Origin of the sequence: Defluviitoga tunisiensis, assembly GCF_000953715.1 — a bacterium.
GTDB lineage: Bacteria > Thermotogota > Thermotogae > Petrotogales > Petrotogaceae > Defluviitoga > Defluviitoga tunisiensis.
The window spans coordinates 1,640,776-1,654,881 of record NZ_LN824141.1; the positions used below are offsets into that span (position 1 = coordinate 1,640,776).

Genomic DNA, 14,106 nt, shown 5'->3' on the forward strand with positions numbered 1-14,106 from the left:
TTCCTTTAAATTGCCTTAGTAAATTTATTCTTTACCACCTGTATATACATTAGAACCCCCTATAAAATATTTAGTTAATGACAGAAATAAAATTAGCATTGGTACACTAGCAATAACTGCAGCTGCCATAAGTGCTCCCTCATTGGTGAATTTTTCCTCTGCAAATTGAACTATATATAGAGGAATAGTTTTCATTTTTGGCGATTGAATAACAAGAAGTGGCCATAGCAAACTATCCCATTGAGATCTAAAAGTTAAAATTGCTAAAGTAGCTATAGGAGGTAGACTGTTTGGTAAAACTACTCTAAAAAATATCCCTATTTCTGAAGCACCATCTATTCTTGCAGCATCTAATAGTTCATCTGGAAAAGTGAGTAAAAATTGTCTCATTAAAAACACGCCAAATGCACTCATCAGGAAAGGTACTATCAATGCCCAATAGGTATCTTGCCATCCAAAATTTGTTACAATTAGGTAAAGTGGAATCATTATCGCTTCAAATGGAATCATCATTGTACTCAATATCATCATTAATATGAAATTTCTTCCTTTGAATCGAAACTTTGCTAACCCATATCCAGTAATTGAACATAATAATATTGTACCTAAAGAAGTAACACTTGCTACTAAAAAAGAATTCAGTATATTTCTTACAAAAATAAAGCTTCCATCGTTTCCTCTTAATGCCTGCCAGTAATTCTCTATGTATAAAGTCTTGGGTATCCAAGGATAAGGTATAGACATTATATCTTTTGCGGGCATGAAAGAAGCAGTAAACATAAAAATAAGAGGAACTAAGACTATGATGGCAAAAACTATAAGAAATATCCAAATTAATATATCAGCTACAGTTGAAAATAAAAAACTTTTTTGTTTTGACATAATATCACCTCAATTTATCCTTAATACTCTACTTCTTCTGATTTTGACACTCTAAACTGAACTATTGTTAATGTTAATATAATAACAAATAAAATGATACTCATAGCACTTGCACGTCCTATTTGATGATCCCTGATTGCTGTATTATAAATATTTAGAGTAATTACGTCAATTGGTTTCAAAGGAGCACCCGACTGCGTAAAAAGATATTGTGTACTAAATGTCTTTAAGCACTGTGTCATTGCCATTATTGAAACTAATAGTGTAGTTGGTTTTATAAGTGGCAGGGTAATACGAGTAAACACTTGCCATCTATTAGCTCCGTCTATTCTTGCGGCTTCATTAATTGATTGAGGAATACTTGCAATTCCTGTAACAAAAATTACTGTAAAATATCCTATATATTTCCAAAAATATACTATTATAGTAGACAATCTAAGCATTCCAGAACTTGTCAACCATTTATAATCTCTTCCTGAAGTATTAAGTATAAAATTAAGAAACTGGTTTGCTAAACCTCTTGGATCAAACATTAATAACCAAATTGTTGCAGCGACAACAGAGGACAAAAGGGCTGGTGAATAATAAGACATTTGAAAAAACTTTTGAAATCTTTTCCTTGAGGAAATAAATACTGCGAGAATCAAACTTACAACAACCAATGGAATAAATGTCCCTGCGGTAAAGATAGCTGTAGCCTTTACAGAATTCCAAAATGATTCTGAATGTAGTAAATATTTGTAATTTCCTAAGCCTATAAACTTGGGTTTGGAAAGCGACAGCAAATCTTTTTTGTAAAAACTTGTTATAAAAGCATTAATAATTGGATAAAAACTAAAAACTGCAAAAAAAATGATAGCTGGTATCGTAAAAATAAAACCCCATAGAGACTTTTTTCTTTCTATTCCTGCTTTCTTCTTCATAAATATCTCACTCCTTAAAAAGTAGGCGAGCATCTGCTCGCCTACATACGCATTCACAAATAATTTTAGTCCTCTTTTAATAATTCATTAGCTTTCTTTTTAAGAGTGGCCAAAGCTTGTTCTGGTGTGGTATTTGTTAGCATCACAGATTCTATTGCTTCCTTTAACAATTGTTCTAGTTGAGGGCCTTTTGGATGCAAAGGAACTGGATGAGATTTTGCCAAATCTGACATAAAAACATTAGCATATGGGTAATTTTTAAATACATCAGAATCTAGCAAAGTTTTCTTAGGCTGTATTAAACCAACCTTTAATAAATAATCCTCTGGATGGGTTAACATAAAATTAATAAACTTCCAGGCATATTCTTGTTTTTCTTTAGAACTTTCTGCATTTACCATATAATAATGACCATAATAATTACATCTTACATCATTTACAGCGTTTTCAAAAACTGGAAAAGGAACAACCATCCATTCTCCACTTTCATAAAATTCGGGATTTTGCGCTTTAATTCTATCTATCTGGTATAATCCTGACATACACATTGTTACAGAATTATTATCTCTATTAAAATCATTCCTTGCAGGTTGATAAGTTGGAGATCCTAAGTTCTTTCCCTGTGGCCCCCAATCTTTCATAAATTGAAGTGCTTTTAACCATGCTCCATCATTTATTATTGCAGTTTTTCCATCTTCACTTAGTAAACTTCCACCCAATTGTTCAACAAGCGGTAACCATTCAGTGAAATAATAAGGATATCTAAAATCAAACCCTCTTCTCAATATTATTTCTCCATCTCTAATGACTAACTTCTCGCTAATTCTCATAACATCTTCCCAAGTTTTTGGATAATCTTTTTCTGGATCCAAACCAACTTCCCTAAAATATTTTTTATTAAGATACATACACCAATTGGTAACTTCTAATGGTAATCCATACACTTTATCATTATAAATAACTGGATCCATAGTTCCTTCAATATATAGAGAAAGTAAATCGTCATAGCTTTTTAATCCTAGGGCTTTTAAATCAACAGGTGCTACTCTTTCATTAACGACATATGGATAAGCGTCTTGTATCTCCATGTTAAAAATATCAGGGCCTTTTCTTGCAGAAAATGCTGTTAACACAACTTCTCTAATTTTTGAAGAAGGATAAGTAACTCTTGTAATTTTTACTTCAGGATACATCTTTTGAAATTCTGCTATATATGCCTCCTCTAAAGGAGTCCTGTTTGGGTCTTCATGTGTCCAAAAAATTAATTCAACTGTTTTTCCAAAAAGTCCAACAATCATACACATAAAAATAATAATAAATATTGTAACTTTCTTGTCTTTTAACATAATACTTAACACCTCCTCATAAAATAAAGAATTTACTCACTTTGAGAATCCCAAAATCCTTATTATACCTATGTTTTGGATTTAATTATTTTTTCAAAATACCTCACTACTTCTAACCTTCACTAACTCATAATTTCTTTAACCTTTTTGGTACTTGTACCGATGAAGGAAGGAGGGTTTTGCACTGAACTCATTATAAATTCAATTATTAAAAAATCTACTTTCTAAAGTCCCTAAAATATTAACATAATCATTTGATTTCAGTTCTTAGAAACTGAATAGTGACTAGAAGAACATAAAATAGTTTTACAATTATGGATAAAAGATTGAATAGAAAATTTATCATTTTGGTAAGAAGTTCTATCTTAGAAAAATAAACAATAGTTATTTTAATAGAAGAAAATCATCTTTGAGAATAAAATTAATTAATACCACTATTAATTTTCAATTAATTATTAAAACATAATGCAAACGTTTTCATACATTGTTATAAATTATAGGCATAAATTACAGAAAGTTACTAAGTTGCATATAATATTACCTTATCTTTTCTATACTATCATAAAACTTTACTATTTTCAAATCTAATAAACGACGATATTTACATCTAATTCGTTGTAATCTCCAACATTTGTTATTAAATTCATTATTTGGTTATTTTTTATATTTAACAAATAAAAAGCTTTCTTAATAATCTGAATTTATTTAAGAAGGTATTATGTACTGGCTCCAGGCTTTTCTGCCCTTATAATCCATACATTCTATTCTTATCCAATTATCTCTTTCGCTAAATTTATAACTTGCGCTGGTAAGGTATTTACCTCGTTTTTTTACTACACGCTTTTCATTATAAAAATCGTCGCTCATAAAAGAAATTCGAACAACTGGAGATGTTTCTACAAAAATTTCATTATCTTCTAAAATGATCTGGCGTATTATAGGACCTTGACTAGCATAGAAATTTCCATTTTTTATATTTTGAATAATATTTGTTCTATCTAAATTAGGACTGTTAACCATAATATAACCTCCAAATAAATCTTCTGAATACTGATGAGTATCATCTACTGCAAAAATAAGTTTAATAAGACCTTTTGAAGCTACCGTATCAATATATTCAACCGAACTTCCTCTATTGGATTTGGTTTCTGAAATTGTGTTAAATATTTCAATACCATGGTAATCATGCAATTTGAGTGCATCTTCATGTGTTAATAAAGACCATGAAGGATGAGCTAAAATAGCTAACCCTTTTCTTTGAGTTATCATGTCTATTAAATCTTGCGCAGTTAAACCTTCTTGATATTCTATATTTCCTTCAAAACCTATTCCAACTATATGAAAAGCTCTTCTTGATACATAATCATTAACGTCTAACTCTATTCCACTTAAAACTAAAAAATCATTGTGTTGCTCTGATTTAGAAGCTCTTCTATGATCTGTTATCGAAATAAAATCATAATGTTCATTTTTGTAAATGAGTACTGCTTCATCAGGAGTTAATAAACCATCAGACAAATGTGTGTGCGTATGAAGATTTCCTTTGTACCATTTGTTTTCTTCGTTAAATAGCTTCACTAAATATCCTCCTTATAAGAAAGTAGTTATACGAGATATAATTTTCTATAAAGTAATATTAAAAAACGTAGGCATTTAATTTGCCTACAATATTTTATCATCTATTGCCATTTATAAAACCAATCTTAACTTACAAATATATTCATTTTTTTATACGAACTGTTATATGTGTTCATTGTTTAATTAATATTAGACTTTTTCCGATATAAAATAGGTTAACTTATTCTAATTCTTGGATCAAGTATCGCAAGTGCTATGTCTGCAAGCAGATTCCCTATTTGAGTCATAAAAGCTATGAACATCAAAAAAGTCATTACTAAGTATTGATCATGATTTAATAATGCATTATAAAAAAAAGGACCCATTGTTGGTAAATTTAATACTATCGATGTAATTATTGTTCCGCTAAATATCTCCGGCAACTGCATACCAGCTATGCTTACCAAAGGATTAATTGCATTTTTTATTACATGGCGTCTAACTACCTGGTCTTCTAAACCTCGGGCTTTTAAAGAAGTTACAAACGGAGCATTAATAACGTCAAGCATGTTACCCCTCATTACTCTCATTAAACCTGCAAGTCCTGAAAATCCTATTACTACTATAGGTAACCAAATATGTTTTAGTAAATCTAACAATTTTGCCCAACTCCATGGAGCTCCCATATATTCAGCGGAAAATAAACCTCCTAATGATGTTGCTCCCATTTGTAAAGCCAACCACATAAAAACTAAAGCAAGAAAGAAAACTGGTACTGAAATTCCTAAAAATCCTATAAAGGTAAGAATGTAATCTCCAGCAGTATATTGATGAAATGATGTATAAATTCCAGCAGGAATTGCTATAATCCATTGAAATATAATAGTTAAAATTGCAATCGAAACTGTCCAACCCATTCTTTCCCAGATTAATTCTCCTACAGGTCTTTTATATGCAAATGAATATCCAAAATCTCCTCTTGTAATTATACCTTTTATCCACATAAAATATCTTTGCACAGGTGGTTTATCAAGTCCTAAAGATTTTTGTAATTCAATCACCTGCTCTGGAGATACGCGAGGATTATTAAGATATTGTGTAGCAAAATCTCCAGGTTGAAGTTCAGTAATTATAAAACATATTACAGAAATTAAAAACATCATTGGAATCATAATGAGTAATCTTCTGATTATGAATGTTGTCATCTTTAATTCCTCCAATGTAAAAAAATATCTTTCTACTTTCTACCTATAATTTGAATATTATCAACAAAGAGAGGGAAAAATCCCTCTCTTCTATTAATTAATATTATTTTTAAATATTGTTTCGTTAGAATAGACAATAACACCTTCATCATTCAAAAAATAATTTGCTATATTTGATTGTTTTGCTGATAATTCCATACCTTTGCAAACAAATATAAAAGGAACATAATAAGCATAGAGAGCTTGCCAATCATCATAATAAATCTTTCTTAATATTTGATCCATAGTAATCTGTGCTTTTTCAAAATCTTCATAAATTCTCAATTCCCATTCCAGCATTTCTTCAAATACAGCCTCACCTGTCTCCTTTTTCATAGTTGAAAGGTGATTGTAATACAAATGATTTCCTGGCTGCCATATGGCTTTTCTTAATTGAGGATCTGGTTGATTACCAAATGCACCTAAGGCTGCTTCAAAATCTCCTGATTGTGTAATTTGAGAGACTAAGGTTGGATCAAGTATTTGTAAATAAACTTTAACCCCTATGTCTTCTAGATCCTGAGAATATATGTAAGCAATATCCTGAAATTCTTGAGCACTTGATGCAGTTAAAACAAATTCGAACCTTTTTCCGTTAGGCAATTCTCTCCAACCGTCACCATCTCGATCTTTTATACCTACTGAGTCGAGCATTTGTCCGGCCATTTCTAAATCGTACTTTCTCCTTATATTTTCTATGTTTGGATTGTAAAAAGACTTATTACTAGGAAGAACTGGTGTTCCACCATAAACTGCTAGTGTATTGTATACTTCTTCAATTATTCTGTCTCTATTTAAAGCATATTCCATCGCAAATCTAAACCTTTCATTCCTGAATACTTCTTTAAGCTCGGGATCTTTGGCATCAAAATTAAAAGTTACATGAACAGGACTTGGTGTTGGTTTTATTGGTTGCCCTTTAAAAACTTGTATCTTTCCTTTAGATAATTCCTCTTGTTTTAAATACGGATAATCTTTCGGGGACACAGACATGTAATCAATTTTACCGGCCAAAAATTGTGCATTGGCAACCTCATCATCTTGAATTATTAAATAAACTAATTCATCAACGTAAGGAAGTTTATTTCCCCATTTATCAACTTTCCAATAGTAAGGATTTTTTTCTAAAACTACTTTTTGCTCAGTTACATATTCTTTTAATATAAATGGACCAGTTCCTGCAAATTCGTTGGGTGGGGTATTTGTTAGCCATAAACGGTTAACAGATCCCATATCGTTTTTGTCTATTTTTGACTCTAGTTTGTGTTGTGGATATATATATGCATGGCTTAACACATTAAAAAATGCACCATAAGGTTCTGGTAGAAAGGCTTTTACAGTTCTCTCATCTACTTTTTCCCATCTAACAAGTTCACCACCAATTGTAAATCTAGCAATTTCATTTCCTTCTGCAAATCTATTCATTATATAATATTTCATTGAAAAAATTACGTCATCTGCAGTAAACGGGTGACCATCACTCCACTTAATATCCCTTAAATGGAAAATTACCTCTTTACCGTCTTCAGATGTTTCCCAAGATTCAGCTAAAGCCGGCTCAATTACATTTGTGATTGGATTAAGATCAACAAGTCCTCTTAAAAATTGACCTGCTATTGTATAAGCTACATTATCCAATGTACCATAATAGTTAAATGATTGAGGTGCACTTGCAATTCTTATCGCAATAGTACCTCCAAACTTAGGTTTTTCAGGTGTAAACATTTCATTAACTACAAAATTTACTGCAAATATACTAAAAGACAGAACAACCACAACTAACAAAGTAAAAAACTTTTTCATACCTAAGAGCCTCCCTTTCATTTTATAAGAAACACTTGTTACAATTTAAATGAAACAAAAGATAAATAAAACTATTTTTTGATGAAATAATTATATTAATAACAAAATATTTATTTCATATTATTTTACTTTTCATAAAAATTCTTCTTTAACCTATTTGAAATAATTTTTAATATGTTATCTATTCATATAAGTGGCATGCTATTTTATGTTCTTTTCCAATTAATTTAGGTTTTATCTTATCACAAACGTCCATTTTATATGGACATCTAGGGTGAAATGGGCATCCAAGGGGCGGATTTATAGGACTAGGCGGCTCTCCTGTAACTGAAACTTTGCCCAATTTTCTATTTGTTGGATCCCAACTTGGCATAGAACTCATTAAAACTTTTGTGTAAGGATGCATAGGATTTTCAAATAATTCTTCAGCAGGTGCTTCTTCTATAGCATTTCCCAAATAAATAACCACAATTCTATCACTTACATGATGAATTAGATCTAAATTATGTGATATGAAAAGGTATGAAATTTTAAACTCATTTTGAATTTCTTTCAATATTTCTATTATTTGATTTTGAACTGAGACATCCAGAGCAGAAGTAGGTTCATCACATATAATTAATCTGGGTCTTAATGTTAAAGCTCTTGCAATCGCTATTCGTTGTCTTTGACCACCACTAAATTCATGTGGATACCTAGTAGTATAGGTAGCACTCAAACCAACTCTTTCTAATAACTCATTAACATAATCATCTTCTTCTTTTTTATTTTTGAAAACTCTATGTATTTGAAGGGGCTCTTTGATTATTTCACCAACCGTTAGCCTAGGATCTAATGAATCATAAGGATTTTGAAAAATCATTTGAATATTTTTTCTAAAAATACCTCTTATCGATTTATCAAGTTTATGTGATATATCAAACTCATTTCCTTTCTCATCATAAAAATATAGTGAACCTTCAGTTGGATCGTATATTTTTGTAATTATTCTCCCCAAAGTTGTTTTCCCACATCCTGATTCTCCAACAACTCCTATACTCTCGAAATCATTGATTTCAATATCTATATTTTCTAGCGCTTTAACATAACCAGTTACTTTTAAAAAAACTCCCCCTCTAATTGGAAAATATTTTTTTATATTATTAGCCTTAATTATTTTCAAGTTGATTACCTCCATTTCCATACAACCAACAGGATACTAAGTGTTCGTTTCCTAATTCATTTTCCTTTGGTTCTTCTTCTTTACAAATGTCTTTAACAAAATTACAACGAGGATTAAATCGACATCCTTTAGGAAAATTTTGTGGGCTAGGAACGGTTCCTGGAATAAATGGTAAGGTTTTTGATTTATACTCCCTTCTTATTTTTGATTCCATTAATCCCTGAGTATATGGATGCAACGGTTTATTAAATATTTCCTCTGTAGTTCCTTTCTCAACAATTTTACCAGCATACATAACATGAACTCTATCAGCGATTTCTGATATTACGCCTAAATCATGAGTGATGAAAATTATTGAATTTCCAAATTCATCTTGAATTGATTTCATTAAATTGAGAACTTGAGCTTGAACAGTTACATCCAGGGCAGTTGTAGGTTCATCAGCAATCAATATTTTGGGGTTTGTAAGAAGATTTAAAGCAATCATAGTTCTTTGAAGCATTCCTCCACTCATTTCATGAGGATATTGATCGTATCTTTTTTCTGGTTCTGGAATTCCAACTCTTCTCATCATATCTATACTTTTATATCTACTTTCACTTTTGGTTAATTTTAAATGTGTTTTACAGACTTCATGCATTTGTTCTCCAATTGTGTACAGTGGATCAAATGAAGACATAGGCTCTTGAAAAATCATTCCAATTTCTTTTCCTCGAACCTTTTTAAATTCTTCTTCTTCAATTTCCAAAATGTTTTTCTTATCATATAATATTTTTCCTGAAAGAATTGTAGATTTAGGATTTAGCAATTTCATTATTGCTAAATTAGTAACTGTCTTTCCACAGCCTGATTCCCCTACCAATCCTAAAGTTTCCTTTTCTTTTAACACAAAACTAATATTGTCAACAGCTTTAGATATACCTTCAAAAGTTTTAAAATATATTTTTAAATTGTTTACTTCTAAAATATTTTCTATATTTTTCATGCTCTTTCACCTACTTTATATGGATCAGCAACATCTCTAAGAGATTCTCCCACAAAATTAAAAGAGAGAACTGCAAGAACAATAAAAACACCTGGTATTAACAGCCAAGGGTAAGAAGAAAGAGCAGAAAGCGATTGTGCTTGGCCAAGCAATAAACCCCAGCTAGTCATTGGCTCTTTAATACCTAGTCCCAAAAAGCTCATAGAACTTTCTCCCAAAATCATTCCAGGAATTGACAGTGTAGAAACAACAATTAAATATGACATAGTATTTGGAATAAGATGTTTAATAATTATCCTAAAACCTGAAGCACCCATTGTTTTAGATGCAATTACAAATTCTTTCTCTCGCAGGCTTAGAACCATTCCCCTAACTACTCTTGCTACACCCATCCAACCTATAAAAGATAAAACCATTACAATAGCAAAGTATACCATTGTGCTTGGCCATTGAGGAGGAATAATCATAGCCAAAGCTAACCAAAGTGGTATTTGTGGAAAAGAACGAAGTAATTCCGTTAATCTTTGTATAACTACATCTATCCATCCCCCAAAGTATCCTGAAATTGCTCCCATTATGGCTCCAATAATAACACTTATGAATGTACCTACAAGTCCAATTGTCATAGATACTCTAGAACCATAAATAATTCGCGATAACAAATCTCTACCAAACTTATCAGTACCAAATAAACATAACAAAGCATCTGAATCTTTTGGAATCCCAAATAAATGTACATCACTTTCAAATACGCCCCATAATTTATAAGTATCACCATGTACAAATAATTTTATTGGAACTATTTTAGTTGTATCTTCTACATAAGTTAATTGAAGAGTAACTGGATGTCTTTCCCTTTTTAATGGATGTATATATGGACCTATAAATTTACCATCATTAATCCACCTAACTTTACTTGGAGGAGCATAAGTATAATTTCTATTAGAAGTCATATAACTATAAGGCGCTATAAATTCTGAAAAAATTACAGTAATATACAATAAAATTAATATTATTAACCCAACTACACCTAATTTATTTTTAAAGAAAGCATTCACCATTCTTTTGGTTTGTTCTTTCACACAAAGTCGCCTCCTAACTTTTCCGATATAAAATAGGTTAACTTATTCTAATTCTTGGATCAAGTATCGCAAGTGCTATGTCTGCAAGCAGATTCCCTATTTGAGTCATAAAAGCTATGAACATCAAAAAAGTCATTACTAAGTATTGATCATGATTTAATAATGCATTATAAAAAAAAGGACCCATTGTTGGTAAATTTAATACTATCGATGTAATTATTGTTCCGCTAAATATCTCCGGCAACTGCATACCAGCTATGCTTACCAAAGGATTAATTGCATTTTTTATTACATGGCGTCTAACTACCTGGTCTTCTAAACCTCGGGCTTTTAAAGAAGTTACAAACGGAGCATTAATAACGTCAAGCATGTTACCCCTCATTACTCTCATTAAACCTGCAAGTCCTGAAAATCCTATTACTACTATAGGTAACCAAATATGTTTTAGTAAATCTAACAATTTTGCCCAACTCCATGGAGCTCCAATAAATTCAACAGAAAATAAACCTCCCACAGAAGTTACTCCCATTTGTAAAGCCAACCACATAAAAACTAAAGCAAGAAAGAAAACTGGTACTGAAATTCCTAAAAATCCTATAAAGGTAAGAATATAATCACTAACAGAATATTGATGAAGCGATGTATAAATTCCAGCAGGAATTGCTATAATCCATTGAAATATAATAGTTAAAAGCGCAATCGAAACTGTCCAACCCATTCTTTCCCAGATTAATTCTCCTACAGGTCTTTTATATGCAAATGAATATCCAAAATCTCCTCTTGTAACTATACCTTTTATCCACATAAAATATCTTTGCACAGGTGGTTTATCAAGTCCTAACATTTCATTAAGTCTTACTAAATGCTCAGGTGAAATATTTGGATTTTCCATAAATTGAGAAGCAAAGCTACCAGGTTGCAATTCAGTAATAATAAAACATAACACAGAAATCAAGAACATCATTGGAATCATAATTAAAACTCTTCTTGTAATGAATGACCACATTTTAACTTCCTCCGATTCAAGAAATTAATATATAACATTTATTATAAGTGGAGTTTCATACAATGATAAAAATACTATTACAAAAAGGGATTTTTAATTAGCTTATATGTACGAAACTCCAAACAATATATTGGAAATATGTTCAGAAAACTATCTTACTAAAATTTATTATTTCACAAAAATAGTTTGATAACTATAAACTACGGGACCATTTCCATTTAATTGATATACATTACCAATTCTTTTATTCCAACCCCATATATCCATAGGTTTACATACAAATATATAAGGAACTTTATCCGCATATATTTCTTGCCATCTGTCGTAATATTTCTTTCTTTCTTGTGGATCCATTGTAGTTTGACCTTTTTCAAAGAGTTCATAAACTTCTAACTCCCAATCTAACATATTTTCAAAGACAGGTTTCCCGGTTTTTGGATCTTTAGTCGATATATGATTGTAATATAATGGACCACTAGGCTGCCATATCTCTTTTCTCAATTGAGGATCAGGCTGATTCCCAAAAGCATACATTGACATTTCAAAATTACCTGCTAACAAAGTTTCCATTATAACAGAAGTATCTAAAAACTGTAAATGAAGTTTTATCCCAATCTTTTTTACATCCTCTGAAAAAATATAGGCTATTTCTTGAGCTTGTTGAGCTGTAGTTGTCAAAAATACTACTTCAAAATTTTTACCACTTGGTAAATTCCTTATTCCATCTTTATCTGTATCTTTTAATCCTAGTTTATCTAATAATTCTGAAGCCTTATCGAGATCATAAGGTCTTCTAATCTCTTCGATTTTTGGGTTATAAAAGAAATTTGAAGGTAAAGTTGGTGTTCCACCATAAACAGCTAATGTATTGTAAACTTCCTCTATGATTCTATCTCTATCTAATGCATATTCTATCGCTCTTCTAAAATCATCTTCTCTAAATAGTTTCCGTAATTCGGGATCTTTTGCATCTAAATTGAAGGTAATATGAAAAGGACTAGGTGTAGGATTAACAGGTTCTGCAGCAAAAATAGTAAACGGAGCACCGGATAATTCCTTACTTTTTAAGGTTGGATAATCTTTTGGATCTAACACTGCAAAATCTACTTCTCCTGTCATAAATTTCGCCATAGTTACTTCTGCATCAGGAATAACTATAAAATTTATCCTCTCAATATATGGTAAACGATTTCCCCATTTATCAACTTTCCAATAATTAGGATTTTTCTTGAGTACAACTTTTTGATCAGTAACATATTGTTCAATCATAAATGGCCCTGTACCTACTATTTGATTTACTGGGGTGTTAGTGGTCCAGATGAAATTTACAGAACTCAAATCATTCTTATCAATTAAAGGTTCGAGTACATGTTCAGGAAATATTTTTACGTGAGAAAGTGTCATAAGGAATGGTCCGAAGGGTTCGGGGAGTATAGCTTTAACAGTCATATCATCAATTTTTTCCCATTTAACTAATTCTCCGCCGATTGTTAATCTAGGAATGGCGTTGTTAATTGCCTTTTCATTCATTGCAAAATATTTCAATGTAAACATGACATCATCTGCACTAAATGGATGTCCATCACTCCATTTAACATCTCTTAAATGAAAAATTACTTCTTTACCGTCTTCAGATATATCCCACGATTCCGCTAATGCTGGTTCTGGCTGTTGATAAACTGCTTGTAAATCAATCAAAGGATTTAAAACATGCACCATTACACTAAACGCAGGCGTAAAAAAAGTTCCATAAAGATTAAAAGAATCTGGCGCTCCACTTAAAGCCAAATTCACTTCTCCACCCATTTTTGGCTTTTCTGGAGTTAGCCAATCCGCTACTACAAAATCTTCAGCAAACATGATAAATGCAAGTATCATAACAAACAATAGCATAAAAAACTTTTTCATTTCTTAAAACCTCCTTTACATAATTAAAAAATACTTAAAAATTCCACACAAGTAAAATTAATAATCTGATATAATAATAATAAAAACATTACATATGTGATAAAGTTATTACATTATGAATAATCTTATAAGTTTATTTTTCTTATTATCCCATAATTTTTATATGATTGCAAATCCAAAAAAACGACTTTTTCTAATTTATTCAATA

Annotated in this window: 11 protein-coding genes; all 11 read right to left on the minus strand. The window is 30.9% G+C overall.

Annotated features, from left to right (window positions below):
- Positions 1-24: 24 nt before the first annotated feature.
- The 11 genes from DTL3_RS07470 to DTL3_RS07520 all read right to left on the minus strand — a co-directional run bounded on the left by DTL3_RS07470 (position 25) and on the right by DTL3_RS07520 (position 13,898).
- On the minus strand, positions 25-882 hold the full coding sequence (locus tag DTL3_RS07470; protein WP_045088175.1) for a carbohydrate ABC transporter permease: 858 nt from the start codon (positions 880-882) through the stop codon (positions 25-27).
- A 20-nt stretch (positions 883-902) separates the two neighbouring features.
- Positions 903-1,805, minus strand: a complete 903-nt coding sequence (locus DTL3_RS07475) for a carbohydrate ABC transporter permease (protein WP_045088176.1) — start codon at positions 1,803-1,805, stop codon at positions 903-905.
- Between the two features lie 65 nt (positions 1,806-1,870).
- The gene (locus DTL3_RS07480) at positions 1,871-3,151 is read right to left on the minus strand and encodes an ABC transporter substrate-binding protein (protein WP_052670433.1); all 1,281 of its coding nucleotides are present in this window, start codon (positions 3,149-3,151) and stop codon (positions 1,871-1,873) included.
- Between the two features lie 705 nt (positions 3,152-3,856).
- Positions 3,857-4,729, minus strand: coding sequence for a PHP domain-containing protein (locus tag DTL3_RS07485; protein ID WP_045088177.1), 873 nt, complete (start codon positions 4,727-4,729; stop codon positions 3,857-3,859).
- A 215-nt stretch (positions 4,730-4,944) separates the two neighbouring features.
- Complete coding sequence (locus DTL3_RS07490; RefSeq protein WP_045088178.1) at positions 4,945-5,913, minus strand: ABC transporter permease; 969 nt, start codon at positions 5,911-5,913, stop codon at positions 4,945-4,947.
- Positions 5,914-6,006: 93 nt separating this feature from the next.
- On the minus strand, positions 6,007-7,755 hold the full coding sequence (locus tag DTL3_RS07495; RefSeq protein WP_045088179.1) for an ABC transporter substrate-binding protein: 1,749 nt from the start codon (positions 7,753-7,755) through the stop codon (positions 6,007-6,009).
- Between the two features lie 181 nt (positions 7,756-7,936).
- Entirely contained in the window at positions 7,937-8,917 is a 981-nt protein-coding gene (locus tag DTL3_RS07500) for an ABC transporter ATP-binding protein (RefSeq protein WP_084217239.1), read from the minus strand.
- On the minus strand, positions 8,904-9,902 hold the full coding sequence (locus DTL3_RS07505; RefSeq protein WP_045088181.1) for an ABC transporter ATP-binding protein: 999 nt from the start codon (positions 9,900-9,902) through the stop codon (positions 8,904-8,906). The genes DTL3_RS07500 and DTL3_RS07505 overlap by 14 nt, the downstream gene beginning before the upstream one ends.
- Positions 9,899-10,984, minus strand: coding sequence for an ABC transporter permease (locus tag DTL3_RS07510; RefSeq protein ID WP_197539521.1), 1,086 nt, complete (start codon positions 10,982-10,984; stop codon positions 9,899-9,901). The genes DTL3_RS07505 and DTL3_RS07510 overlap by 4 nt, the downstream gene beginning before the upstream one ends.
- Before the next feature lie 37 nt (positions 10,985-11,021).
- A complete protein-coding gene (locus DTL3_RS07515) occupies positions 11,022-11,990 on the minus strand; it encodes an ABC transporter permease (protein ID WP_045088182.1) in 969 nt (322 codons plus the stop codon).
- A gap of 168 nt (positions 11,991-12,158) precedes the next feature.
- Positions 12,159-13,898, minus strand: a complete 1,740-nt coding sequence (locus DTL3_RS07520; RefSeq protein WP_045088183.1) for an ABC transporter substrate-binding protein — start codon at positions 13,896-13,898, stop codon at positions 12,159-12,161.
- Positions 13,899-14,106: the final 208 nt, after the last annotated feature.